The following is a 24,868-nucleotide window of genomic DNA, read 5'->3' on the forward strand; positions in this document are numbered from 1 at the left end:
CACTGCGGCGGGTCTGCGGCCGTCCACCCTCCGGAACCGGGCCCTGCAGGTGCTGGGGGTAGCGCTGCTGCTGGGCGGCGCGGTCACGGGCGCGTACGTCACGGGGCGCGTCAGTGCCGAGCGGGCGCTGGTCACGCCGGACGAGATCAACACGGTCGAGGTGGCGCAGAAGGCGCTGCGGGCCGTGGTGCGGATCGACAACCGCCTGCAGCGTGAGCAGCTCCAGACCGGCGACGATCCCATCGAGACCGGCACCGGCTTCTTCTACAAGAAGGACCTGATCGTCACGAACTACCACGTCGTGCAGTACCAGGAGTCCCTGAGCGTCACGCTGTACAACGGCCGGCGCGTCACGGCGCGGCTGGAGGGGGTCGATCCGGGCATCGACATCGCGCTGCTGCGCGTGACCGGAGTCACGGCGCCCGCCACCCTGAGTTTCGGGTCGAGCGCGCGGCTGCTGCCGGGACAGAAGCTGATCACGCTGGGCACGCCGTTCCGCATTCAGAACTTCGTGGCGAGCGGCGTGTTCAGCGTGGCCGCCAGCGCCCGCGACGTGCCCCGCAACGACCAGCTGGGCGCCGAGATCAGCCAGTACCTGACGACCACCGCCAGCGTGCAGCAGGGCAACAGCGGCGGCCCGGTGCTGGACTCGCGCGGGGCGGTCGTGGGGGTCGCGGACCTGAACGCCGCGCCGAACGCCCTGGTGCCCGGCACGGTCGGGATCGCCATTCCGGGCGATCTGGTCAAGCAGAGCCTGGACGACCTGGAGAAGATCGGGGTGCCGCAGCGCGGGACGCTGGGCATCACCATGGTCGACCTGGAGAACCTGGACCCGGCGCTGCGGCAGCTGGCGGGCCTGAGCAGTTCCGAGGGCGCGCTGGTGGATCAGGTGCCGGCCGGGACGGCCGCCGCGCGCGCGGGCCTGCGCGGCAGCCTGCGCAACAGCAAGGACCAGCTGCTCGCGCCGCTGGGCGACATCATCGTCCGCGTGGACGGGCAGCGCGTGCAGGACTCGTTCGACGTGATCCGACTGGTCGCCACCAAACGCCCCGGTCAGACCGTCACGCTGAAGGTCTGGCGCAACCGCCAGGAAGTGACCGTGAAGGTCACGCTGCTCAAACGCACCCTGCAGTAAGCGTCGATGGAGAGAGGTCGATGGTTGACAGTCGGGCAGCGCCCCGCCATCAACCATCAACCTTTGACCGTTCATACGGATTCCGTTTGTTTCGCTGACAGATCGGAACACCACCGATCTGCCAGCTCCACGCCCGGAACCCATTTTTCTCCTCCTCGCATCCGCTCGGATTGAACGGACTTTGCAGCCCATTCAATCGGAGTCCGTATCATTCCCGTCCTTCCTCGCGGGCCACCCCCCTGGTGAACTCAGGTCTAAAGTGATATCACTTTGATAGTCAAACGAGATCGGCCCGGAGGTTCCACCATGAACGAACTGCAACAGGCTCCCGTCCCCGCCCCCCAGGGCGGCGTCTCCACCCGCAGCGGCGTCGCCAGCGTCGAACGCGCCGCCTTCGGCCTGCCCGGCGTCCCGGTCTTCCTGATCTGGCTGCTGGCCGCACTGGGCACCGGGGCGCTGCTCCTGAACGGTCAGGTGGCCCTCGCCTTCGGGCTGGGGCTGATCCTGCTGTTCACCCTGATCGGCTTCTTCATCGTGCAGCCCAACCAGGCCACCAACCTCACCCTGTTCGGCCGCTACGTGGGCACCGAACGCCGCAACGGCCTGTACTGGACCAATCCCCTGACGGTGCGCAAGAGCGTCAGCCTGCGGATCCGGAACTTCAACTCCGAGCGGCTGAAGGTCAACGACCTCGCGGGCAACCCCATCGAGATCGCCGCCGTGATCGTCTGGCGGGTCGTGGACACCGCCCGCGCCGTGTTCGACGTCGAGGACTACGGCGAGTTCGTCGCCATCCAGAGCGAGACGGCCCTGCGGCACCTTGCCAGCCAGTACCCCTACGACGAGTACAGCGACACCGGCATGAGCCTGCGCGGCAACGCCGACGAGATCGCCGAGGCGCTGGCCGCCGAACTCGCCGCCCGCCTGCGCCACGCCGGGGTGGAAGTCCTCGAGGCGCGCCTGTCTCACCTCGCGTACTCCCCGGAGATCGCCGGGGCGATGCTGCAACGCCAGCAGGCCAGCGCGATCATCGCGGCCCGGCAGCAGATCGTGCAGGGCGCGGTCGGCATGGTCCAGATGGCCCTGAAGGAACTCAGCGACCAGGACATCGTTCACCTGGACGAGGAACGCAAGGCGCAGATGGTCAGCAACCTGCTCGTGGTCCTCACCAGCGAGCGCGGGACACAACCCGTCGTGAACGCCGGTAGCCTGTACTAGCCATGCCGCCGCGCAAGAACTTCCCCCTGCGCATCAGCCCGGAGCTGTACGCCGCGCTGGAACGCTGGGCCGCGGACGACCTGCGCAGCGTCAACGCCCAGATCGAGTACCTCCTGACCCGCGCCGCGAGGGACGCCGGCCGCCTGAAAGACAGGAAGAAAGAGGACGAATAGGGCGCGTCGGCCAAGCTGGTGTGTCAGGGGCCGTGACCGGTGGTTCAGTGCGATTGTTGATACAGGGTGCGGTCATCATACAGAGCCACCTTCAGGTGGAACTCTTGAAACGGGTCACGCGTCACTTCCGAGGACCCCGCGTTCAGACCCGGTACGTCGAGCGAGAGCTCACGAGTGGCTGGGTCATAGCTGTAGCGGCCCTGCAAGGGCCTGGGGGCACGCTGACCGCCACGCTCCTCTCCGGTGACCGTACCGTCGGCGTGGAGAATCACCTGCTGCGCCACGAACTCACTCTGCGTCGTCGTTGTGTCATAGCCGCCGGTTTCCCAGGCGCCCACCACGGCACGCGACGGAACCGGCCAGGCGTCCACCGCGAAGGCGGGGCCGACGCTCAGCAGGATGGTCCAGAGGGGCGTGAGCAACAGCAGGGTCTGACCGCGCCCTGGCCAGGTGGTGGAAGCGCCCGGCGGACGCGGCCGACTGTCCACACTGGCGTTGGCACCGAGCACGACGGCAAATACCGCCATCATGAGTGGGCAGGCGAAGATCATCCCTTCCAGGACAACACTCCAGGAGAGCGGGGTGCCCCACACGGCGAACAACAGGGTCGGCAGGAATGGGGAGACTGCGAGCAGCCCATAAGCACCGAACAGAACCCGGGCGGGGCGTCGCTGCCTGGGGCTGAAGTGTTGGATGTCCTGCCACGCTGAGGGCAGCAGGAACAGCGAGAGCCCGGTGAGTACCACGCCTGAGCATGGGATCAGCCAGAAGATCAGCCAGGAGAGAAACGCCATCCCGCCTCCGTCCATACCCTGTTCTCCGCCCTACAGCGAAGGTTGGGCAAGGACGCCTGTCCTCCCAGGAGGGTATGTTCCCGACTTTAGTCGATACACCTTAGCGGTCCGCCGCCTCTCCCCCCCCGTCCCCCCGCGCGTGTCAAGGCGTTCATCCACCCTTGAGACTCGCGGGGGGCGCTATGCTCTGAACTGTCATGTACGTTGTCGTCGAAGGGCCCATCGGGGTCGGGAAAACAAGCCTCGCCGGGCGCCTCGCCGCGCGTCACGGCGCCGAACTGAACCTGGAGATCGTCGAGGAGAACCCCTTCCTGGCGAAATTCTACGAGCAGCCCGAAGCGTTCTCGTTTCAGGTGCAGGCGTTCTTTCTGCTCTCACGTTTCAAGCAGCTCTCGGCGCTGTGGCAGCCGGGCCTGTACAAGGGCAGCGTGGTCAGCGACTACCTGTTCGACAAGGACTTCATCTTCGCGTCCATGAACCTGCGCGACGCCGAGTTCGCGCTGTACGAGGACCTGTACTCGCACCTGTCGCCGCGCCTGCCCACCCCGGACCTCGTGGTGTACCTGCGCGCCGACACCGACGAACTGCTGCGCCGCATCGCGCTGCGCGGCCGTCCCTTCGAGCAGGACATGCAGGCCGCGTACCTCGCGGACCTGACCGGCCGGTACGACGAGTACTTCCGCACGTACCCGCACCCGCACCTGATCATCGACGCGGCCGGAATCGACTTCGTGAACAACCCCGAGCATGAACAGGACCTGCTGACCCGCATTGACGGCGCCCTGCGCGACACGCAGGCGGCCGACTGATGTACCTCGCGGTTTCCGGGAACATCGGCAGCGGCAAGAGCACCCTGACCCGCATGCTCGCCAGTCGGTACGGGTTGCGCCCCGTGTACGAACCGTACGCCGACAACCCCTACCTGGAAGACTTCTACCGCGACATGCGGCAGTACTCGTTCCACTCGCAGGTGTACTTCCTGTCCCGCCGCCTGGAGCAGCACCTGAACCTCGTGACCGGCGCCCGTTACGTCATTCAGGACCGCACGGTGTTCGAGGACGCCAACATCTTCGCCCGGAACCTGTTCGAGAGCGGGCAGATGGCGCAGCGCGACTGGGACACCTACCTGAGCCTGTACGAGGGCGTCCTGAGTGCCCTGCGCGTCCCGGACCTGCTGATCCACATCGACGCGAGCCTCCCGACCCTGAAACGGCGCATCGCGCAGCGTGGCCGCGCCTACGAGCAGGACATCCCCGAGGCGTACCTGGGCGGCCTGAACCGCCTGTACGACAGCTGGGTGGCGGGCTTCGGCGCCTGCCCGGTCGTGCGGGTACCCGGCGACCAGCTGGACTTCGTGGCGGACCCGCAGGCCTTCGAGTGGGTCTGCCAGCGCGTGCAGGCCAACGGCTTCGGCCTGCCCCTGCTGCGCTGAAGCGGGCCGCAGGAGCGGACCGGGAGCGGCGGGCGCGGCCACCCACCGCCGCTCACCCCGCAGGCACCCGCGCCTTCAGGCCGATGCGGTACGCTGCGGGGATGACCGCCCCCCGTCCCGCCGCGCCCCCCGCCCGCCCGCTGCCCCCCGGCCCACGCCGGCGCACCTGGGCGGCCGGGCTGGCCGCGCTGCTCCTGAGCGGCGCCGCGCACGCGGCCGGCACGCCGGCGACCGCGCCCACCGCCCCGACCTGCCCGGCCGACTGGCGCGACCTGGACCCGCTGGACCTGCGGGCCGCGCAGGTCAGCGTTCCCCGCCTGACCTTCACGGACGCGCGCGGCACTGACCAGCGCGCCACCGCCCCGCGCGGCGCGCTGCTGCTCCAGGGTCCCGCGACCGGCGGGCGGCGCTGCAGTTACTTCGTGCCGACCAGCGGCATGCCGGACCGCGTGACGCGCGGGTTCGTGCTGGACACGCAGGTGCGCGCCGTGCCGCCCACCACGGACCTCACGGGCACCTGGGTGCGGGACGCGAACACCGGCCTGACCCTGACCCGCACCGACGGCGGCCCCTGGACCCTGACCGGGTCGCTGACGGCGGCGCTGCCGGACGGCTCGGTCGGCAGCGCGAACCTGAACGGCCCGCTGCGGCCCGACGGGGGCCACTGGACCTACCGTGACGGGCGCTGCGAGGCGCAGCTGCACGTCGTGGGGCAGTGGGTGGTCGCCGCCGACAACGGACGCTGCGCCGCGCCGGACGTGACGTTCGGCGGCCTGTACCACCACGTCCGCTGAGGGCGGGGGCGGGGCAGCCCGTATCATCCCCCCATGCGTCTTTCCGAGCTGGCCGCCCACCTGAACGTTCCCGCCCCCACCGAGAATCCGGAGGTGACGGGCGTGACGCACAACGCCGAATGGGTGCAGCCCGGCTCGGCGTTCGTGGCGATCCGCGGGGCGCGCTTCGACGGGCACAGCTTCCTGGACCGGGTGGCGCAGGCGGGCGCGGTGGCCGTGATCGGCGAGGGCCTGCCGGACGGCGTGACCAGTCCGCTGCCGTATCTGCGCGTGCCGGGTGCCCGCGCGGCCCTGGCGGACGCCGCCGCCGCGCTGGCCGGGCACCCCAGCCGGGGGCTGCGGGTGGTAGGCGTGACCGGCACGGACGGCAAGACCACCACCAGCTGGCTGGCCCGGCACCTGCTGCGCGCCGCCGGACAGCGCACCGGCCTGCTGAGCACCGTCGGGTACGAACTGCCGGACGGGGAGCTGCGGCACTTCCCGGCGCACTTCACGACCCCCGAGGCCCCGCAGGTGCAGGCCACCCTGGCCGAGATGGTGCGTTCAGGCGCGGACGCGGCGGTGCTGGAGGCCAGCAGTCACGCCCTCGCGCTGGATCGCGTGCGGAGCGTCGCGTGGGACGTGGCGGTCTGGACGCACCTGAGCAGCGAACACCTGGACTTCCACGGCACGCTGGAGAACTACTTCGCCGACAAACGCCGACTGGTCGAGGCCGCGCCGTTCGCGGTGTTGAACGTGGACGACCCCTGGACCGCGCAGCTGCGTGGCGTCGCCCCCGCCGAGACGACCTACTCCGCCGAGGGCCAGCACGCCGACTGGCGCGCCACCGACATCGAGGAACGCAGCACCGGGCTGCACTTCCACGTGATCAGCCCCCTAGGCGAGTTCGACGCGCACCTGCCGATGATCGGGCGCTTCAACGTCGCGAACGCCCTGGCTGCCATGGCCGCCGCCGCGCACCTCGGCGCAGGCTGGGAGGCGCTGGTGGCGGGCCTCGCGTCGTTCCGGGGTGTGCCGGGCCGCATGGAACTCGTGCCGGATGCGCGCGGGCGGCGCGTGGTCGTGGACTTCGCGCACACGCCCCCCAGCCTCGAAAAAGCGCTGGGCACCCTGCGGACCACCACTACGGGCCGGCTGATCGTGGTGCTCGGCTCGGCCGGCGGCCCGCGCGACCCCGGCAAGCGCGCCCCGCTGGGCGAAGTCGCCACCCGCCTCGCGGACCACGCGATCTTCACCGAGGAGGACTGCCGCGACACCCCCCTGGCCGACATCCTGCGCGAGATGGAACGCGGCGCGCAGGAAGCCGGACGCAGCAACTTCCAGTCCATTCCCGACCGCCGCGACGCCATCCGCGCTGCCATCCGGCTCGCGCAGCCCGGCGACACGGTCCTGCTGGCCGGCAAGGGCCCCGAGGACACGCTGGAACGCGCCCACGAGACCCTCCCATGGAACGAGACGCAGGAAGCGCTGGACGCCCTGCACCTGAGCTGACCGGGCGCCCAGCGGCGTGGTATGACGACCGCATGCGTCCTCTTGCATGCGTCCTGACCGTCAGTCTGCTGGGCAGCGCCCTGGCCGCCCCCACGCCGTACTCGCTGCCCGTGAACCTGGGTCTCCTGAAGTCACCGCTGGTCAGCGGGAACGCCGACCTGGGCCTGGACCCACTGAACGCCGCGCAGCGCTCGGCACTGTCCCGGAACGGTTTCGTGATCACGCCCGCCCAGTGGCGGCAGTTCGACGCCGTGTACGAGAGCACCCGATACGCGGAGCAGCCGGTATTCGTCACAGCCGACGCGACGCTGCACGTGTACCACCTGATCTTCGCCAAGCTGCTGCGCGACCTGGAACGCGAGTCCCTGGCGCCCGCCGCGCGCCGCCTGACCACGCTGCTCGTCGCCGACTCGCGGCGGCAGCTGGCCGCCCTGAAGGGCACGCCGCTGGAGGCCGACGCCCGGCTGACGCTGGCGTACCTGGCGGTCGCGCAGAAACTCGCGGACCCTGCCGTGACCCCGCCCGCCGAGGTCGCGGCCCTGGTGGCGGCGGAACTGAAACTGATCGACGCGCATCAGGGCATCGCCAGTTCCCCCATCTTCAGCGGCAGCGGGCTGCGGGAGGACTACTCGCAGTACGTGCCGCGCGGGCACTACACCAAGAGCGAGGCGCTGAAACGGTACTTCCGGACCATGATGTGGCTGGGCCGCATGAACCTGCGGGTGGAGAAGGCCAGCGAGACGCGCGTGGCGGGCCTGCTGACGTCGCTGATGGGCGCGAACGCCGAGGCGCAGAAACTCTGGGCACGCATCTACGACCCGACCGCGCTGCTCGTGGGCCGCAGCGACGACCTGAACTACCGCCAGTACGCGCAGGCCCTCCGGGCAGCGGCGGGCGGGCAGGTGCGCCGACTGGCGGACCCTGCCGTCCTGGCCGCCTTCCAGGCCGAGTTGCGGAAACTGCCGCCCCCGCAGGTGAACAGCGCCGTGGTCGTCGCCAAGCCCGGCGAGGGCCGCGAGGTGCGCGACACGCAGACGCTGGGCTTCCGGCTGATGGGGCAGCGCTTCACGCTGGACGGCGCGGCCTTCCAGCGCCTCGTGTACCGCGAGGTCGGCACGGACGAGCAGCCGCGCCTGCTGCCCAGCGGCCTGGACCTGCTGGCCGTGCTGGGCAGCGACGCCGCCCTGAACGAACTGCGCCGCACCGGGCAGACGCAGTACGCGAACTACGAGACGAACATGGCGAGGCTCCGCGCGAACTTCGCCGCGCTGAACCAGAGCGACTGGACCGCGAACGTGTACTCCGGCTGGCTGTACACCCTGCAGGCCCTCGCGAAACCCGACCCGCGCGACGCGCGCTACCCGGCGTTCATGCGCACGCCCGCCTGGACCCGCAAGGAGATGCTGACCGCGCTGGGCTCCTGGACGGAACTGCGCCACGACACGATCCTGTACGCCAAGCAGACCATGGCCGAACTGGGCGGCGGCGGGCAGCCCCCGCAGCCCCCGCGCGGGTACGTGGAACCCAACCCGGCCCTCTGGGCCCGCCTCCAGACCCTGGAGGTCCTGACGCGGCGCGTCCTGAAAGACCAGGGCGTCCTGTCGGAGCGCACCGCGCAGAACCTGGATTCGCTGCGCGACATGCTGGCCTTCCTGGGCGCCGCGACGACCAAGCAGCTGGCGGGCACGCCCCTGACCCGCGACGAGTACGACCGCATCCACTACTTCGGCGGGTGGCTGGAGGAGATGAAGATGGCCAGCGCCGACCCCGAGGACGGCGAGAACGCCAGCGAGTTCGACGAGGACGCCATGGCCGCCGTCGTAGCGGACGTCGCCACCGGCGGGGACAGCGCGCTGGAGGAAGGGACCGGCTTCATCCACGAGCTGTACGCCGTCGTGCCCGACGGACGCGGCGGGTTGCAGGTCGCGCGGGGCGGCGTGTACTCGCAGTACGAGTTCACGGTACCCGTCTCGGGCCGCCTGACCGACGAGGCGTGGCGCGCGCAGCTCCGCCAGGGCAGGGTGCCGCCCACGCACCCCTGGCTGGACGGCGTGCTGGTGAAGTGAAACGGATTCCGTTTGTTTCGCCGACAATCCGGAAGTTCACCGGATTGCCAGCTCCACGTCCGGAACCCGTTTCTCTCCTTCTCTGCGGGGCAGCTCTCCGAGTCGCATCCGCTCGGATTGAAAGGACTTTACAGCCCTTTCAATCGGAGTCCGTATGAGGCGTTTCCTCTGCGCCCTGCTGGCGGGCCTGCTGTTCACCTCGGGTGGGCGGGAGGCCCCCGCAGGCGCGGTCACGCTGGCCCTGGCCGGCGACCTGAGCCTCGCGCGGGGCGTGGCGCAGGCGAACGCCGCCGACTGGCCCGCCACACTGCGGGCGGTGGCGCCGCTGCTGCACGCCGATCTGGTCGCCGCGAACCTGGAATCCCCCCTGACCGACGCGCCGCGCGTCACGCCGGGCATCGACCTGCGCGCCCCGACCGGCGCGGCGGCCGCCCTGTGGCCCCTGACGCACCTGGGCGTGGTGAACAACCACAGCCGGGACGCCGGACCGACCGGGGAGGCGCAGTCGCCGGGCACGCTGCGCCGCGCCGGGCTGACTCCCGTGACCGCTGTCCCGACCGTCCGCGTGGTGCGGGGGCAGCGGGTCGCGCTGCTGGCGTGGCTGGACGACGGCGCGGCTCCCCTGCCGCTGGCGGCAGTGCGCGCGGCGGCCCGGCAGGCGGACGCCGTGATCGTCCTGGCCCACTGGGGCGAGGAGTACGGCCTGACCACCAATCGGCAGAGGACGCAGGCCCGCGCGCTCGTGGCAGCCGGGGCGACCGTGATCGCCGGGAGCGGCCCGCACGTCCTCCAGGGGCACGAGGTCCTGACCGGCCCGCGCGGCGCGGCGCTGGTGCTGTACAGCCTGGGGAACCTGCTGTTCGACCAGCCATTCCCGTCGGCGCAACTCGGCGCGGTGGTGCGCGTACCGCTGCGGGACGTGACGGGCGCCTGCGCGACTCCCACCCGCACCCGCGCGGGCCGCGTGACCCCCGCCGTGGGCGCGCAGCGCACGCAGGCCCTAGCCCGGCTGGGCCTCCCCGCCTGCCCGGAGGCCCGGTGAGAGGCCCGGTGCTGTTCCTCCTGTTGCTGGGCAGCGCGCTCGCGGGCGGCGGCAGTCTGCCCTGGCGCAGTCTGAACTCGGCAGGCGACTGGACGACTGGCGCGGCCATGCAGCCCGCGCCGCCCTGCCCCGCCCTGACCCTCCCCCCGGACTGGGAGGTGCGGGCCAGCGTCCTGGCCGACGTGACCGGTGACGGCACCCCCGAATGCGTGCTGGCCGTCTGGCGCCCCTGGCGGGACTGGCACACCGCCCGGTGGAACCCGCGCCCCACGCCCATCCAGGGCAACCGCGACGCCCGCGGCCGGAGCAGTCACGTGGCCGTGCTGCGCCCCCTCGGCGGCGGCCGGTACCGGGAGGTCTGGGTGGGCAGCGCCCTGTTCCAGCCGGTCGCGACGCTGACCGTGCTGCCCGGCGGGACGCTCGCCACGCTGGAAACCACCTACGCCGCGCCTGGCGCGCCCGCCCACGCGCTGAGCCTGTGGCACTGGACGGGCTTCGGCTTCCGCCTGGACCGCCGCGTCCCCACCCTGGCCCGCGAGGTGCAGCCCGACGCGCAGGGCCGCCCCGCCGTCCGCTGACCGGCCAGGAGCGACATGATGGGGCATGCGACCCCTGTACCTGCTGCTGGCCGCCTCGCTCCTGACCGCGCACGCCGCGCAGGTGCCCGTTCCCACGCCCACGGGCGGCATTCCCGCCGGGGCGACGGTCGCCCGGCACGAGGGGCCGGCCGTGACCGTGCAGACGACCGCGCCCGCCCGTCAGGGCTGGCTGACCGGTCTGCGCGTCACTGCCGGGGGCACCACGCGCATCTTCCCGGCGTGGCGGACGATCAGCAACCCCACCTTCTGGCCTGGCCTGAGCGTCACGGACCTGAACGGCGACGCCCAGCCCGAGGTCCTCGTGACCCTGATGACCGACGAGGGGACCGGCGTGGCCGTGTATGACGCCCGCGTGCTGGGCCTGCCGGACCTGCGCGAGTGGCCGGTCACGCCGCCTGTCCCGTACCTGCGGCAGCAGGTGCGCTTCGGGGCGAACACCCTGACCCTGCCCGGCCGCAGCGTGAAACTTCCCCCGCTGCCCGGCCTGCGGGGCGAGTCCGCCCGTATCGGCGATCAGGTCCGCTGGACCGTGCAGCGGGGCCAGTTGACCGCGCTGATTGAGGTGCAGCGCGGCTGGGCGTTCACGGGCCGCCTCGTCCTGACGTACCGCGCGCAGGGCGGGCGGCTGATCCCCGACCGGGTCCACTTCGACCCCACTCCATTGGACTAACTGGCCTACGCCACTGCGCGGATGCCTGCCACCACACCCGCGCGCCACACTCACGACGACCCGATTCAGGGAAAGGAGGCGACCATGCCCGCAGGTACACCTGACAGCACCACACCCGACGCCCCGGACGGCGATCCCGGCGACCGGACATCCCGCAACTTCGGAGGCCCCACCACCCGAGGCGCAGTCGCCTCCCCATCCACCTGAAAGAGAGACACCCATGAACGGCAAACACCTCGTGAAACTCGGCCTGGAAAAGAAAGCCATCGCCCTCGCCCAGACCGCCGCCACCACCCGCGAAACCGCCGGCCTGACCCGCGACGACATCCTGAGCGAACTGCGCGCCGTGCAGCAGAACCCCGCCGCGTACGCCACGGGCGGCGTGTACGCCCCGCTGGCCGCCGAACTCCTCGCGCAGCAGGCCATCCTCGACGCCCGCCGGGGCAGCGACCTGCGCGCCCAGCCCCTCCCCTACCCCACCTGGGGCGCGGACCTGATCGACCCCGGCGCGCACCGTCAGATGGACGTCGCCATGCGCCTCCCCATCAGCCGCGCCGGCGCCCTGATGCCCGACGCGCACGTCGGCTACGGCCTCCCCATCGGCGGGGTGCTCGCCACCGAGAACGCCGTCATCCCCTACGGCGTCGGCGTGGACATCGGCTGCTCCATGATGCTCTCCGTCCTCCCCATCCAGCCCGGCGCGCTGCGCACCGACGACGCCACCACCCTCCTGCTCAAGCACACCCGCTTCGGCGCGGGCGTCGCCTTCGACAAACGCGACCGCCAGGACCACGAAGTCCTGCACGAAAGCACCTGGGACGACCAGCCCATCCTCCGGCACCTGTACGACAAGGCCGCCACGCAGATCGGCACCAGCGGCAGCGGCAACCACTTCGTCGAATTCGGCACCCTCACCCTCCCCACCGCCGACCTCGGCCTGGACCCCGGCGAGTACCTCGCCGTCCTCTCCCACAGCGGCAGCCGCGGCTTCGGCGCGCAGGTCGCCGGACACTTCACCGCCCTCGCCGAACGCCACCACCCGACCCTCGCGCCCGAAGCGAAGAAACTCGCGTGGCTCCCCCTCGACCACGAGGACGGACAGGCGTACTGGCAGGCCATGAGCCTCGCCGGCCGCTACGCCCTCGCCAACCACCACCTCATCCACACCCGCCTCGCCCGCGCCCTGAACGTCACGCCCCTCGCGCAGGTCAGCAACAGCCACAACCTCGCCTGGAAACAGACCGTCAACGGCCAGGACCTCATCGTCCACCGCAAAGGCGCCACCCCCGCCGCCCCCGGACAACTCGGCCTCATCCCCGGCAGCATGGCCGACCCCGGCTACGTCATCCGCGGCCTCGGCCACGACGGCGCCCTGCACAGCGCCAGCCACGGCGCCGGCCGCCAACTCGGCCGCAAAGCCGCCACCAGCACCCTCAACAAAAAAGACGTCCAGGCGTACCTCACCACGCGCGGCGTCACCCTCATCGGCGGCGGCATCGACGAAGCGCCACAAGCGTACAAACGCATCGAGGACGTCATCGCCCGGCAAGAAGACCTCGTAGACGTCATCGCCAGTTTCCAGCCTCGCGTGGTCCGCATGGACACCGGGAGTGAGGACATCTAGCAGTTGGATTGGTTGCGCCTGCGGCGGGCCTCCCCACCCCCCAGCCCCCTACCCCAGGGGGGCAGGGGGAGCTTACGTTGGCACTGGGCAGGTATTTCTCTGGCTTTTTAGGCAGGTAACTGGCGGGTTCGGCCACTGATGGGTCTGCATGCCTCCGGGTTCGCTGCGGGCGCCCCGCGCGCTGCGCGCACGACGGGCTCGTCTGCCACGACGCCAATGGGGCCAGCCAACTGGGTGCGTGCCGGAAGGTTCTACTTTTTCTCGCTTTGGCAAAAGCGTGGTGTTCAAAGTCGATCAGCGGTTGTCATCCAGTTGCCCTGCCAGCTACCGCAGACTGCCACCGGCCGTCGTGCGCGAAGCGCGCGGGCCTACGAGGGGGGCGAAGGATGGCGTCGAAGCCAGACACGTCACCGCCCAACACAAACACGCCGCAAAAGTAGAAACTCTTGCCCAGTGCCAACGTAAGCCCCCCCTGCCCCTCTGGGGTAGGGGGTTGGGGGGTGGGGAAGCCCGCCGCAGGCGCCCACCTTCCAACGCCCCCCCAATACGTCAGCCCCGAACGGTGGCCAGCAGCGATTCAAGCCCCCCCTCGTACCCTTCGACGCGCCCCCATTCGGGCAGGAAGGCCTGGGTGCGGGTGACGTCGTTGGGCACGACGACGACGTGCAGTCCGGCGGCGGCGGCGGCGGTGGCGCCGTTGAGGCTGTCTTCGACGGCGAGGCATTCGTGGGGGTGCAGGCCGAGTCGGTGGACGGCGAGGGTGTAGAGCTCGGGGTCGGGTTTGACGCGGGTGACGTCGTCGCGGGTGGCGAGCGTTTCGAAGTGGTCGTAGAGGTGGTGTTGTTGGAGCCAGCGGGTAACCCAGGCGCGGTCGCTGCTGGTGGCGAGGGCGAGGCGCAGTCCGGCGGGTCGGATGGCGTCGAGGACGTGGCGGACGCCGGGGCGGAGGTCGCTGCGTTCGATGGTGTGGTGGATGTCGGTGCGGAGGCGTTCGTGGGTGGCGTGGCGGTCCTGTTGGATGTGGTCGGGGAGGCCGAGCCAGGGGTCGAAGGCGTCCCAGGTGCCGATGCCGCGTTGCCAGTCTTGAAGGTTCAGTTGGCGGTCGTGTTGGTGGTAGAGGGCCTGCCAGTGGGTGAATTCGGGGGTTTCGGTGTCGAGGATGGTGCCGTCGAAGTCGAAGATCACGGCTTTGATGGGGTGCATGGGGTCAGTGTATGGGGTGGGGTTGGTGGGGTGAACTCTACTTTTGGTGGAGGCGGGTGGGGGCGGGAGCGGGTAGGGTGGGGGTATGGCTGAGTGGGTGCAGGGGTTGATGGATAGCATGGGGTACGTGGGGATCTTGTTGTTGATGATCCTGGAGAATGTGTTTCCGCCGATTCCGAGTGAGTTGATCATGCCGTCGGCGGGGTTCGCGGCGGCGCGTGGGGACATGAATCTGGTGGTGGTGATCCTGATGGGCACGTTGGGGAGTGTGATCGGGACGTTGCCGTTGTATTACGTGGGGCGGGCGTTCGGTGAGGAGCGTCTGGTGGTGTGGGCGGACCGGTATGGGAAGTGGTTGACGTTGCGTGGGAAGGACATCCGGAAGGCGGATGACTGGTTCGATCGGCATGGGCCGAAGGCGGTGCTGTTCGGGCGGATGGTGCCGGGGATCCGGAGTCTGCTGAGTCTGCCGGCGGGCATGAGTGAGATGCCGATGGGGACGTTCCTGGTGTTCAGTGCGATCGGTTCGGCGTTGTGGTCGGCGTTGCTGGCGGGGGCGGGGTTCGCGCTGGGTGAGAATTACGACCGGGTGGAGCAGTATGTGGGTCCGGCGAGCAAGATTATTCTGGGTCTGCTGGCGGTGGCGGCGGTGGCGTGGTTCATCCGTCGTAAGCGGGAGCAGGAGCACGCTGAGGTGTAACGGCAGTAGAAGAGGAGGGGCGGCGCGCACAGGCGGTCGCCCCTCCTCTTCTGCTGTTTCCGTTGCCTGCGGTCCGTTCAGTGTTCGAGGCGGATGCGGGGCAGACGTTTGTCGAGCCAGGCGGGGAGCCACCAGTTCCACTGTCCGGCGAGTTTGAGGAAGGCGGGGACGAGGACGAGGCGGACGAGGGTGGCGTCGAGGGCGACGGCGACGGCGAGGCCCAGGCCGATGCTCTTGCTGGCGACGACGCGGCCGAAGGTGAAGGCGGCGAAGACGATGAACATGATGATGGCGGCCGAGGTGATGATGCGGGCGGTGTGGCCGACGGCGCGGACGACGGCTTCGTCGTTGGTGTGTCCGGCGAGGTATTCCTCCTGGACGCGGGAGAGCAGGAAGATCTCGTAGTCCATGCTGAGGCCGAACATGATGGCGAACAGCAGCACCGGGAGGCTGGCGTCGAGCACGCCGACGTCGGCGGGGATGCCGAGCGGGCCGGCGAGGAAGCCGTCCTGGACGATCAGGGTGACGACGCCGACGGCCGCGCCGACGGTCAGGGCGTTCATCAGGATGCTTTTCAGGGGGATCAGGAGACTGCGGAAGGCGACCATCAGCAGCAGGAAGGTGCCGGTGAACACGGCCAGGATGACGGTGGGCAGGGAGCCGGTGATGGCTCGGCTGAATTCCTCGCCGCCGACGGGGGCGCCGCCGAGCAGGTAGGTGTAACCGCTGGCCTGGACGGTGTCGCGGATCTGCCGCTCGAAGGTGGGGATGTCGCGGGCGGGGAGGTTGCGGTCGGGGACGACGGTGACGCGCAGCAGGGTGCGGTCGCGGCTGAACGAGCGGGTGGTCAGGGCGCTGACGGCGGCCAGCTGGTCGGCGTTGTTGCCGCCGGCCGCCTGGAGGTCCTGCGGGGTCAGGAAGGGGCTCAGGACGCCCTGAACGCCGGGCAGGGCGCGCAGGTCGGTCACGAGGGCCTGGAACCGGGCGCGGTCGTCGGGGCCGTAGCGCTCTCCTTTCAGGTCGAGGATGACCTCGAACTGGCTGAGCAGGCCGCCGGCGCCGAGCGTCTCGACGTCTTTCAGGGCGTCGCGGCTTTCCACGCCGGGGGTCAGGCCCCAGGCGCCGGCGTACCCGGTGCGGATGTTCAGGGCGGGTGAGGCGAGCAGCAGCAGCAGGGCGGCGCTGCCGAGCACGGCGGTCCAGGGGCGGGCGGTGACGCGCCGCGCGAAGGCGGTCCAGCCAGCCGAGGCGGCGCCGCTCTGCGCCCAGGTGAAGTTCAGCAGGCGGGGGCTGTTCACGCGGTCGCCGAGCAGGGCCAGCATGGCGGGCAGCGCGGTGAGGCTGGCGAGCACGGTGAGCAGGACGGCCAGGACGCCGCCGATGCCGATGGACCGGACGAAGGCGATGGGTGGGAGGATCAGGCCGGCCATAGCGATGGCGACGGTCAGGCCGCTGAAGGCGACGCTGCGCCCGGCGGTCTGGACGGTGCGGTCGGCGGCGCGGCGCGGGTCGGGGGTTCGGGGGCGACCGGATTCCTCCGATTTCCGGCCCACTGGAACGGCACCAGTGGCCCGTCCATCTCCTGAAGTCCGGTCGTTGTGGCTGCTCCCTCCGGTCGGGTTCGTCTGCGACTCACCGCCATCTTTATTCAATTCCTCGCGGAAGCGGTTGACCATCAGCAGGGCGTAGTCGATGCCGGCACCCAGGCCGAGCATGGTGATGACGCTCTGCGCGAAGGTGCTGACGGGCATCAGGTGGGTCAGGCCGTACAGGGCGGCCATGGCGACGCTGATGCTGAGGACGCCCACGGCGAGCGGCAGGCCGGTGGCGACGAGCGCGCCGAACACCACGAGCAGCAGCGCGCCGATCAGGGGCAGGGCGACAAGTTCGCTGCGTTTGGTGTCGTACTCGGCGTAGTAGGTGAAGTCGTCGGCGATGGCCTGTCCGCCGGTCACGCGGATGTCCAGGGCGGGGCTGTCCTGCGTGGCGGCGTACTCGCGGACGCGGCGCAGGGCGTCGCTGGCGCCGTCGAGCAGCGGGATCTGCGCGAGGGTCAGGGCCAGGGTGCCGTCCCCGGAGCGGGTGCGGTAGGGGCCGCTGCCCTGCGCGGCGGTGACGCGGGTGACGCCGGGCACGTCGTCCAGGCCGTCCAGGAAACGCTGGTAGGCGGCGTCCCCGGCGGGGGTGCCCAGGGGTGGGGTGCTGCGGGTGACCAGGATGACGGTGTTGGTGTCGGTCTCGCCGAAGCGGTCGCGCAGGGCGTCGGTGACGAGGGTGGATTCGGAGGTGGTCAGGCCGCTGGCCGGGTCGGCGTTCAGGGCGGCGGGGGCGCGGGCGGCGAAGGGCACGCTGAGCGCGGCGGCGATCAGCCACGCGATCAGGACGGCCCAGGGGTGGTGGGAGACGAGTCGGCCGAGGGTCCGCATGGGTCCGAGTAGACCATGCGCGGCTTCCTCAGACCGGGGGCGGGGCGACCAAGCGCATCAGGTACCAGCCTGCACCATCTTGCACCATCTATTGACAATAGGTATCAGATGCCGCAAGATAACATCACCTGAGAGGAGGTGCCGGAATGAACGAGACGAACATCCCCACGGACGAGGTCCTGACCCTGGAGGAACTGGCCGCCTACCTGAAGGTCAGCGAAACCACCGCCTACACCCTGGTGCGGAGTGGTGAGATCCCGGGCCGCAAGGTCGGCCGGGAGTGGCGTTTCCTGAAAGCCCGCGTGACCCACTGGCTGATGCAGGCCGGAACGGAGGAAGACATGGAGAAGACTGGATTCGTGCAGCGCGATGAACTGGGCGGGGAATTCAAGCAGGAAGGCGGCCAGGAATACGTGGCCCTCTGGCTCCCCATCACCCGCGAGGAGAAGGCCGCCCAGATCGAGAAGGCCACCCGCGACGGCGTGAACGTCAGCGAACTCGTCGCCGACTACCTCCGCACCTGGTCGAAGGCGTAACGGCAGGCAGCGGGAAGTGGTGAGCGGGGTGGGGGTTCCACCGTCCACTCACCACTTCCCGCTTCCTGCTGTCCGTTTCAGAACAGTTCGTCGTGCAGGCGGTAGTACGCGAGTTTCGTGTCGTCCACCAGGGCGCGGCCGTACAGGTCGAGGAACATCCCGGCATAGCGTTCGCCCAGTTCGCTGCGGACGCTGCGATGGGCGAGGGCGAGGTCGGCGTGCCGGTCGGCGATGCCGAGGCGGCCCACATCGATCAGGCCTTCCACGTACTCGCCGTTCAGGATGATGTTGTCCAGCGTGGCGTCCCCGTGCGCCACGACCAGATCGTCCTGGGGCGGGCGGGTGCGGGCCAGTTCGTTGAAGACGCTGGTGGCGCTGCGTCCGGCGTGGTCGTCGTCGAAGTCGTGGGCGTCGATCAGTCCGGCCTGCACGCGTTCGCGGGCCAGGGGCAGGGTCACGTCCAGCGTCTGCCGGAACGGGCAGTCCCGGATGGGCAGGGCGTGCAGTTCCCGCAGGGCGCGGGCGAGCAGGTTCACGACCCGCTCGGGGTGCAGCCGCGCGTCGGGGTGGCTCATGGGAATGCCGCTCAGGCGGGTCATGGCCAGGAATTCCCGGTCCCCTTCGACCTCGAAGGCCACGAGCTGCGGGGCGGGGATGCGCCCGGCCAGCCAGCGCAGCCGCTCGCGTTCCTGTTGCAGGGTGCCGGCAGCGTGCGGGGTGCGGGCCTGCACCTTCAGGACGTGGCGGGTGGATCGCCAGACCTGCGCGCCGCTCTGGCCGCCGCTCACGCGTTCCCAGCGGGCGGCGGGCAGCGCGCGTTTCAGGGCGTCGGGCAGGGTCGGGCGGTCGGGCGCACTCACGTCCCGCAGTGTGGCAGCGGCGCGGACGTTCAGGCAAGTGTGAAGTCCGACCGCGTCCGCCCGCGCCCCGGCGGCGGCCATCATGAGGGCGTGACTCCTTCCCCCCCTGCCCGGCCCCCATCTGCCGCCCGGACCTCCACCGCCGAGCCGTCCAGGCGTGAGTGGTTCAGTGAACTGATCGGCCGCACGCGCTTCGTGGTGCTGATCGCGGTGATCGCGGTGCTGCTGGTGTCGTTCAGTCTGTTCCTGCAGGGCACGCTGCTGGCGCTGCACACCATCTGGGATTCGTGGCGGGACACGCTGACGCAGGGCGTCGCCAGCCAGAAAGGAGAGCTGGCGGTGGAATTCCTGGAGATCGTGAGCACCATGCTCAAGGCGGTGGTGTTCTACCTGATCGGGGTGGGGCTGTACTCGCTGTTCATCACGCCCCTGAACCTGACCTCGGCGCTGGGCGTGGAGAGCCTCGCGGACCTGGAGCAGAAGGTCGTGTCGGTGATCATCGTGATTCTGGGCGTCACGTTCCTGGAGCATTTCGTGCGCTGGGAAAAGCCCCTGGACACCCTGTACTTCGCGGGCGCGCTGGCGCTGGCGGGCGGGGCGCTGGTGTTCTTCCAGCGGGTCCACCGGGGCAGCGGCGGGGACCTGGGGCAGCCGCAGGCGAAACTGCGCGCCCGGCAGGAACTGTTCGAGAACGACACCGAGCAGCGGCACATCGACGACCACGACGTGGCGCTCGCCGAGCAGGCCACCCTGGCCAAGCAGTCCGGCAAGGTGGACGCCGCCGAGGGCAGCGGCTGACCCGGCGCGCCAGGGTGGGGGGGGCGGAACGTGAGCGGCGCGGCCACCCCCCCGCCCCGGCGCGGGTACACTGTGCAGAATGAGGGTTGGTCTGCTTGAATCCCGCGCCGCGAGGCTCCCCACGTACTGGTCGGCGTACCTGAAAGAACTGGGGGCCGAGGTCGTCGTGCCCTCCCTGAGTGACGCCGAGTCCCTGGCCCTGGGCCGCGAGAGCCTGCCGGGCGAACCGGCCCCGGTGCAACTGGCGCTGGGCCGCATCCTGTCGCTGGGCCGCGTGGATCTGGTGCTGCTGCCGCAGTGGGCCGCCGTGAGCGGCGACGCCTGGAGCGAGGCGCTGCCGGAACTGCTCGCGCGGCGCATCAGTGGCCTGCCGGCGCTGCTGGGCGTGCCGGACCGCCCGGACCTGATGGAAGGCGCGGCGGCCGAGGTGGGCATGCGCGTGTCGCAGAGTGCCGGCCGGGTCCGGCTGGCCATCGAGAAGGTCCGTCCGCTGGGTACCGACCCGCGCGCCGAGATGCCGCCCCTGAGCCGCGCTTCCCGCCGCACGGTCGCCGTGATCGGCCCGCGCGCCCTGCTGGGCGAGGAGGCGCTGGTCGGCCCGCTGCGCGCCGCGCTGGACGACCTGGGGCTGTACCCGGTGTTCAGCCATGAACTGCCGGTCCCGGACGTCCTGAAACGCGCCGAGCGGATCGAGCAGCCGGACCGGGCGGCGCCGGGCGACCTGGAACTGTTCGGCGCGCTGTCGCTGCTGAGCGGCAAGGCCGCCGTGCGGGGCTTCGTGTTCGTCGTGCCGGCCGGTGACGGCAGCGCCGGGGCCGCCGCGACGCGACTCTCGGCGCGGCTGCACAAGCCCTTCACGGTCCTGACCGTGGACGGCGTGCAGACGGACTTCCCGGAACTCGCGCTGCTGGCGGGCCGCCTGGACGCCACGGCCACGGCCCGGCCGGCCACGCCGGACCTGCCGGTCAGCGCCGCCGAACTGGCCGCCGGGGAGCGCGACGCATGAAGTGGTGGGGCTGGCTGACCACCCCGGACCCCGATCCGGGGTTCACGGTGCCCAAACTGCTGAAACTGATGGTCCGCGTGATGCTGTTCGCGCTCGTGGCGACGCTGCTGAGCACGCTGCTGCAACTCACGCCGCTGGGACCGTACCTGAACACCTGGTGGGGCAGCCTGCTGTTCGTGCTGGCGCTGTACATTCCGCTGGCGCGTTTCATGTCGGTGGATACCTTCGTGCCGCGCCGCCTGCAGGCCCGCGCGGACGCCGCCCGTGGGCGCAGTGCGACCGGTCAGCGGTCGGCGAGCAGCGCGCAGCGCCGCAAGGAACGTAACCGCTACGCCGGGGTCCGCAAGGGCGCGCCCAAGTACGGGGGCCGCCGGTAGGCACCGACCCCGCGCTGACGGGGAAACGACGCCCGGCCCAGGAGTGGAGCAGCAGCGTCTTCTTCCGGCCGGCCGCGCAGCGACTGGTGGACCCGCTGGCGCGTCTCAACGTGAACCCGGCACATGTGGTGCTGCTGCACACGGCGCTGGGTCTGTACGCCGCGCTGCTGATCCACCGGGGCGAGCGCCTGCGTCCCGCCGCGCTGCTGCAGGTCAAGACGGTGCTGGACAACCTGGACGGGCAACTGGCCCGCGCGACCGGCCGCACCACCGAGACCGGCCGCTACCTGGATACCGAGATGGACCTGGTCGTGGATCTGGCGCTGAACGTGGCGGTCAGCGGCGCGGCGGGCGTGCCGGCCACGCTGCTCCAGAGCCTGATCATGACCGTGGAGTTCCTGTGGGAACGCGAGTTCCGTGAGGCGCGCGGCGAGGTGTTCCGCGACCCGCCCGCGCAGGCCGGGGACAATCCCCGCGTGCTGGCGGCCCTGAAGGCGGTGTACGCCGCCTACTTCACGCCGCAGGAGCGGACGCTGGGGGCGCTGTTCGAGCGGCGCCTCGCGCGCCTGACGGGCGGGGCGCCCACGGCCGACGACCGGGTGGCGTACACGCCGCGCGCCGCGAACGTCGTGACTGCCAACCTGGGGCTGTCCACGCAGCTGCTGCTGCTGGGCGCGTGCGTGCTGGCCGGCCGGCCGCGCCTGTATACCCGCAGCCTGCCGGTGCAGGCGCTGCTGCTGGCGGGCGTGCAGCTGTGGCGTGAGGACCGCGTGCGCCGGTCACGGGCGGCCGGGCCGGGCGGCACCGGGTCAGGCGGGGGCGCCGCTCAGCCTTCCTCCAGCGGGTAGGTGCGGGCGGCGCGGGCGGCCAGCCAGATCAGGTAGGCGTAGAAGCCGCCCACCATCAGGAAGACCAGCCAGCCGGGAAAGTTCCCGATGTCGGCCAGGGCGAAGGCCTCCGGGAATTCCAGCACCCAGCCCTTGGGCTGCGCGAGGTCCAGTTTCGCCAGCCACGCCACCAGCACGGCCGTGTAGATCCACAGGTAGTTGCGGTTCAGGCGCCAGCCGAGCGCGTCGGCGCGGGTCATGGGGCTGCGCGGTTTGCCCAGTTCGGCCAGCAGCAGCTGGTGCCAGCCGGGGTCCACGCGGTCGCCCAGCATGGCCGGGTAGAAGAAACGCTCCATGATCCGCACGCGGTGGTGGGCGATCTCGAAGGTCCGGAACCGCCGCGCCTCCAGGCGCAGGAAGAAGTAGTTCATGAACATGGCGAACAGGAACGTCGCGTGGCTGTTCGTGGCGTCCCCCAGCGCGAAGGACGCCAGACCGGCGGTCGTGACGACCGACCAGTTGGTGGTCATGTCCAGCCGCTGGCGGTAGGCGGTCATCTTGCCGACCTCGGCGCGGTACAGGTGAATCAGGGCGTTCGCGGTGTTCGTGCTGTAACTCACGTCGGTCAGGCCCGGCGTGACGGCCGCGCCGGGACCGCCGCCCACGCCGGGCATCAGCGGCCCTCCGGGGCGGGGCGGGCGGCCCTCACAGGAAGGGGTTGCTGCGCCGCTCGTGCCCGACGCTGGTGCGGGGGCCGTGACCGGGGTACACGGCCGTGTCGTCCGGGAGGGTCAGCAGCTGCGCGCGGATGCCCGCCAGCAGCTGCGGGTGGTTCCCGCCGGGCAGATCAGTGCGGCCGATCCCGCCCTGGAACAGGGTGTCCCCGGCGATCACCACGCCGGGCGCCACGAACACCACGTGCCCCGGCGCGTGCCCCGGCAGGTGCCGCGCCGTCAGGGTCAGGTCGCCCGCCGTGAAGGTCTGCCCATCCGTGATGTCGTGGTCGGGCGGGGCGGGCTGCGTGAACGGCAGGTTCCAGCGGGCGGCACTCTGCGCGCCCAGCGCGTACAGGTCCCGGTCGGCGGGGTGCAGCCACACGGGCACGCCCAGCTGCTCGCGCAGCGGCTGCACCGCCCCGATGTGATCGAAGTGCGCGTGCGTGAGCAGGATGCCCGTGACGGTCACGCCGCTCCCGGCGACGAGCGCGGCGATGCGCCCGGCGTCGTCGCCCGGATCGATCAGGAAGCCCTGCCCCTGCTCGCCCGCGATCAGCACGGCGTTCTCCTGAATGGGACCGGTGGGCAGCGACCAGACGCGCAGCGGGCCGTGCGTGAAGGGAGCAGTCATGCCCCGGAGTCTACCGCCCGGCCGGGGCGGCCGTCAGGCGTGCCCGAGGGCGTCGCGCAGCGCCAGCGCGAACACCTGAAAGCTCAGGCTGGGGCTGGCGTAGGCCTCAAGCGCCTCCTGCAGGGCGTTCAGGGCGCTGTCGGCGCGGGCGCGCTGGTGGGGGGGCAGGGTGCGCCACACGAAACGCAGCGCCTCCGGGTGCCAGCCGGGATCGAAGCGTTTCTCGAGCGCCTCGGCCGCCTGCAACGCGGCGAGCAGGCCGTCGCCCAGCGCGTCCGTCAGGTCGCGGGCGTCGCCCAGCGCGGCGCTGACCTTCGCGGGGTCGCCCAGCACCCCGGCGCGCCCGGCGGCGAACGCGATCAGGTCCGGGTCCGGGGGGTGACCGGCGCGTTCCAGCGCCCGCTGGAGCGCGCGGTCCGGGGCGGGCGTGACGCTCAGGCGGGCGCTGCGGCTCACGATGGTCGGCAGGACCGAGCGGCGGTCCTCGGCCAGGAACACGAACAGCGCCCGGTGCGGGGGTTCCTCGACCAGTTTCAGCAGGGCGTTCGCGGCCTCCGGTCCCAGGTACTCGGCGCCGCTGACGATCACCACGCGCCGCGCGAAGGTGGGCCGCACCTCCAGGAATTCGAAGACGTGCGTCTCGTACTCGCGGGCCTTGTCACGCGCCGACAGGACCGCCCCGATGGGAATCAGCCGGCGCCGCGCGGCCTTGCCGGTCGTGGTCGTGGCGCGCGGCTCGACCAGCAGCACGTCCGGGTGCCCCCCGGCCGCCAGCGCCCGGCAGGACGGGCAGGTGCCGCAGGCCTCGCCGTAGGGTCTGCGGGCGCCCGAGCAGTTGTGCTGCGCCGCGACCGCGCGGGCGACATCCAGTTTGCCCACGCGGGCCGGGCCGGTCAGCAGCAGCGCGTTGCCCTGGAAGGCGCCGGTCTGCTCCAGCAGCGGCCCGTGCAGGTCGGCCGGCAGCGGGGAGGCCGTCACTTGCCGATGGCGAGGCGCGCGGCGAGCACCTGCGGCAGCCCCGCCTCCAGCGCCGCCTCCTGCGCGCGTTCGATGTCGTAGGTCACGCGGAAGACCTCGAAGTGCGCGCGGGCCGTGTCGAACACCGCGTAACTGGCCTGCGGGTTCCCGTCGCGCGGCTGCCCCACGCTGCCCGGATTCAGGATCACGCGGGTGCTGGGCGGCACCATGTAACTGCCGCCGTCCGTGAAGTGCTGCGCCTTGATCCAGTCGCCCACCGGAGAGTTCAGCGTGGCGTACACCGCCGGGACGTGCGTGTGCCCCACGAAGCCCAGGCGGCCCTGCCAGTGCCCGAAGGCCTCGCGGGCGGCAGGCACGGAATCCGTGTAGTCGTCCAGGCTGACGGGCGTGCCGTGCCGGTAGCGCGCCCCGACGTGCGGATCGTCGATCCCGTCGCGCCACAGGCGGACCCAGGCCACGTCCCGGTCGGACAGGCGCGACAGCTGCCACATGAGCGCCATCGAGACGATCGAGTCTTTCGTCTCGCGGCGGCCGTCGGCGTACTGGAGCAGCATGTCGTCGTGGTTGCCCAGGACGCACACGGCGTCCAGGTCGCGCAGCGCGTCGAGGACCTCGCGGGGGTGCGGGCCGTAGCCGAGCGCGTCGCCAAGGTGGATGACCTGATCGTACCGGCGTTTCTCGGCGTCGTTCAGGACCGCCTGGAGGGCGGTGTGGTTCGCGTGAATGTCAGACAGCAGCAGGAGCCGCACACCGCCGATGATAGCGCGCGCCC

At 71.0% G+C, this 24,868-nt stretch carries 26 protein-coding genes; 18 read left to right on the plus strand and 8 right to left on the minus strand.

The window, feature by feature from the left end:
* The first annotated feature begins 43 nt into the window (after window positions 1-43).
* From CBQ26_RS12275 to CBQ26_RS21920, 3 genes are all read left to right on the plus strand, one after another.
* A complete protein-coding gene (locus CBQ26_RS12275) occupies window positions 44-1,135 on the plus strand; it encodes a S1C family serine protease (protein WP_088248954.1) in 1,092 nt (363 codons plus the stop codon).
* Between the two features lie 306 nt (window positions 1,136-1,441).
* Window positions 1,442-2,353: an SPFH domain-containing protein gene (locus CBQ26_RS12280; RefSeq protein ID WP_088248923.1), complete on the plus strand. Its 912-nt coding sequence runs from the start codon at window positions 1,442-1,444 to the stop codon at window positions 2,351-2,353.
* A gap of 2 nt (window positions 2,354-2,355) precedes the next feature.
* Window positions 2,356-2,526, plus strand: a complete 171-nt coding sequence (locus CBQ26_RS21920) for a type II toxin-antitoxin system antitoxin (protein WP_172418064.1) — start codon at window positions 2,356-2,358, stop codon at window positions 2,524-2,526.
* Window positions 2,527-2,570: 44 nt separating this feature from the next.
* Here CBQ26_RS21920 and CBQ26_RS12285 read toward each other — a convergent pair whose 3' ends face one another.
* Window positions 2,571-3,320 (minus strand): hypothetical protein, encoded by a 750-nt coding sequence (locus CBQ26_RS12285; RefSeq protein ID WP_143342094.1) that lies wholly within the window; start codon window positions 3,318-3,320, stop codon window positions 2,571-2,573.
* 197 nt (window positions 3,321-3,517) lie between these two features.
* Between CBQ26_RS12285 and CBQ26_RS12290 the strand changes: the two genes are divergently transcribed.
* From CBQ26_RS12290 to CBQ26_RS12330, 9 genes are all read left to right on the plus strand, one after another.
* Complete coding sequence (locus CBQ26_RS12290; RefSeq protein WP_088248925.1) at window positions 3,518-4,129, plus strand: deoxynucleoside kinase; 612 nt, start codon at window positions 3,518-3,520, stop codon at window positions 4,127-4,129.
* The gene (locus CBQ26_RS12295) at window positions 4,129-4,752 is read left to right on the plus strand and encodes a deoxynucleoside kinase (RefSeq protein ID WP_088248926.1); all 624 of its coding nucleotides are present in this window, start codon (window positions 4,129-4,131) and stop codon (window positions 4,750-4,752) included. Before CBQ26_RS12290 ends, CBQ26_RS12295 begins: the two co-directional genes overlap by 1 nt.
* 101 nt (window positions 4,753-4,853) lie before the next feature.
* Window positions 4,854-5,546, plus strand: a complete 693-nt coding sequence (locus tag CBQ26_RS12300; RefSeq protein WP_088248927.1) for a hypothetical protein — start codon at window positions 4,854-4,856, stop codon at window positions 5,544-5,546.
* Window positions 5,547-5,579: 33 nt separating this feature from the next.
* Complete coding sequence (locus tag CBQ26_RS12305) at window positions 5,580-7,037, plus strand: UDP-N-acetylmuramoyl-L-alanyl-D-glutamate--2,6-diaminopimelate ligase (protein ID WP_088248928.1); 1,458 nt, start codon at window positions 5,580-5,582, stop codon at window positions 7,035-7,037.
* Window positions 7,038-7,069: 32 nt separating this feature from the next.
* Window positions 7,070-9,103 carry a DUF3160 domain-containing protein gene (locus CBQ26_RS12310; protein WP_229844270.1) on the plus strand — a complete coding sequence of 678 codons (2,034 nt, stop codon included), beginning with the start codon at window positions 7,070-7,072 and terminating at the stop codon, window positions 9,101-9,103.
* Window positions 9,104-9,257: 154 nt separating this feature from the next.
* The gene (locus tag CBQ26_RS12315; protein ID WP_088248930.1) at window positions 9,258-10,145 is read left to right on the plus strand and encodes a CapA family protein; all 888 of its coding nucleotides are present in this window, start codon (window positions 9,258-9,260) and stop codon (window positions 10,143-10,145) included.
* An 8-nt stretch (window positions 10,146-10,153) separates the two neighbouring features.
* Window positions 10,154-10,723 carry a hypothetical protein gene (locus CBQ26_RS12320; protein WP_229844271.1) on the plus strand — a complete coding sequence of 190 codons (570 nt, stop codon included), beginning with the start codon at window positions 10,154-10,156 and terminating at the stop codon, window positions 10,721-10,723.
* A 25-nt stretch (window positions 10,724-10,748) separates the two neighbouring features.
* The gene (locus CBQ26_RS12325; RefSeq protein ID WP_088248931.1) at window positions 10,749-11,414 is read left to right on the plus strand and encodes a hypothetical protein; all 666 of its coding nucleotides are present in this window, start codon (window positions 10,749-10,751) and stop codon (window positions 11,412-11,414) included.
* A gap of 220 nt (window positions 11,415-11,634) precedes the next feature.
* Window positions 11,635-13,038, plus strand: coding sequence for an RtcB family protein (locus tag CBQ26_RS12330; protein WP_088248932.1), 1,404 nt, complete (start codon window positions 11,635-11,637; stop codon window positions 13,036-13,038).
* A 549-nt stretch (window positions 13,039-13,587) separates the two neighbouring features.
* Here CBQ26_RS12330 and CBQ26_RS12335 read toward each other — a convergent pair.
* On the minus strand, window positions 13,588-14,241 hold the full coding sequence (locus CBQ26_RS12335; RefSeq protein ID WP_088248933.1) for an HAD-IA family hydrolase: 654 nt from the start codon (window positions 14,239-14,241) through the stop codon (window positions 13,588-13,590).
* Between the two features lie 85 nt (window positions 14,242-14,326).
* On the opposite strand from CBQ26_RS12335, the gene CBQ26_RS12340 reads away from it, so the two are divergent.
* Complete coding sequence (locus CBQ26_RS12340) at window positions 14,327-14,941, plus strand: DedA family protein (RefSeq protein WP_088248934.1); 615 nt, start codon at window positions 14,327-14,329, stop codon at window positions 14,939-14,941.
* A gap of 77 nt (window positions 14,942-15,018) precedes the next feature.
* Here the strand turns inward: CBQ26_RS12340 and CBQ26_RS12345 are convergent, their stop codons facing one another.
* Window positions 15,019-17,367 carry an MMPL family transporter gene (locus CBQ26_RS12345; RefSeq protein WP_088248935.1) on the minus strand — a complete coding sequence of 783 codons (2,349 nt, stop codon included), beginning with the start codon at window positions 17,365-17,367 and terminating at the stop codon, window positions 15,019-15,021.
* Window positions 17,368-17,513: 146 nt separating this feature from the next.
* Between CBQ26_RS12345 and CBQ26_RS12350 the strand changes: the two genes are divergently transcribed.
* Window positions 17,514-17,903 carry a helix-turn-helix domain-containing protein gene (locus CBQ26_RS12350; RefSeq protein WP_088248936.1) on the plus strand — a complete coding sequence of 130 codons (390 nt, stop codon included), beginning with the start codon at window positions 17,514-17,516 and terminating at the stop codon, window positions 17,901-17,903.
* A 77-nt stretch (window positions 17,904-17,980) separates the two neighbouring features.
* On the opposite strand, the gene CBQ26_RS12355 is transcribed toward CBQ26_RS12350, so the two are convergent.
* Window positions 17,981-18,763, minus strand: a complete 783-nt coding sequence (locus tag CBQ26_RS12355; RefSeq protein WP_229844272.1) for an APH(3') family aminoglycoside O-phosphotransferase — start codon at window positions 18,761-18,763, stop codon at window positions 17,981-17,983.
* A gap of 90 nt (window positions 18,764-18,853) precedes the next feature.
* Between CBQ26_RS12355 and CBQ26_RS12360 the strand changes: the two genes are divergently transcribed.
* The 4 genes from CBQ26_RS12360 (at window position 18,854) to CBQ26_RS12375 (ending at window position 21,792) form a co-directional block, all read left to right on the plus strand.
* Window positions 18,854-19,561: a YqhA family protein gene (locus CBQ26_RS12360; protein ID WP_088248956.1), complete on the plus strand. Its 708-nt coding sequence runs from the start codon at window positions 18,854-18,856 to the stop codon at window positions 19,559-19,561.
* 79 nt (window positions 19,562-19,640) lie between these two features.
* Window positions 19,641-20,567 carry a hypothetical protein gene (locus tag CBQ26_RS12365; protein ID WP_088248938.1) on the plus strand — a complete coding sequence of 309 codons (927 nt, stop codon included), beginning with the start codon at window positions 19,641-19,643 and terminating at the stop codon, window positions 20,565-20,567.
* Window positions 20,564-20,944: a hypothetical protein gene (locus tag CBQ26_RS12370; protein ID WP_088248939.1), complete on the plus strand. Its 381-nt coding sequence runs from the start codon at window positions 20,564-20,566 to the stop codon at window positions 20,942-20,944. Before CBQ26_RS12365 ends, CBQ26_RS12370 begins: the two co-directional genes overlap by 4 nt.
* A 110-nt stretch (window positions 20,945-21,054) precedes the next feature.
* Entirely contained in the window at window positions 21,055-21,792 is a 738-nt protein-coding gene (locus CBQ26_RS12375) for a CDP-alcohol phosphatidyltransferase family protein (RefSeq protein ID WP_229844274.1), read from the plus strand.
* On the opposite strand, the gene CBQ26_RS12380 is transcribed toward CBQ26_RS12375, so the two are convergent.
* The 4 genes from CBQ26_RS12380 to CBQ26_RS12395 are packed head-to-tail and all read right to left on the minus strand — an operon-like array spanning window position 21,771 to window position 24,854.
* Window positions 21,771-22,445 carry a DUF2270 domain-containing protein gene (locus tag CBQ26_RS12380; RefSeq protein ID WP_088248941.1) on the minus strand — a complete coding sequence of 225 codons (675 nt, stop codon included), beginning with the start codon at window positions 22,443-22,445 and terminating at the stop codon, window positions 21,771-21,773. The genes CBQ26_RS12375 and CBQ26_RS12380 overlap by 22 nt on opposite strands.
* 31 nt (window positions 22,446-22,476) lie before the next feature.
* Window positions 22,477-23,118: an MBL fold metallo-hydrolase gene (locus CBQ26_RS12385; RefSeq protein ID WP_088248942.1), complete on the minus strand. Its 642-nt coding sequence runs from the start codon at window positions 23,116-23,118 to the stop codon at window positions 22,477-22,479.
* Window positions 23,119-23,151: 33 nt separating this feature from the next.
* Window positions 23,152-24,096, minus strand: coding sequence for a DNA polymerase III subunit delta' (locus tag CBQ26_RS12390; protein WP_088248943.1), 945 nt, complete (start codon window positions 24,094-24,096; stop codon window positions 23,152-23,154).
* The gene (locus CBQ26_RS12395; RefSeq protein WP_088248944.1) at window positions 24,093-24,854 is read right to left on the minus strand and encodes a metallophosphoesterase family protein; all 762 of its coding nucleotides are present in this window, start codon (window positions 24,852-24,854) and stop codon (window positions 24,093-24,095) included. The genes CBQ26_RS12390 and CBQ26_RS12395 overlap by 4 nt, the downstream gene beginning before the upstream one ends.
* Between the last annotated feature and the right edge of the window lie 14 nt (window positions 24,855-24,868).

Origin of the sequence: Deinococcus indicus (assembly GCF_002198095.1) — a bacterium.
Classification (GTDB): domain Bacteria; phylum Deinococcota; class Deinococci; order Deinococcales; family Deinococcaceae; genus Deinococcus; species Deinococcus caeni.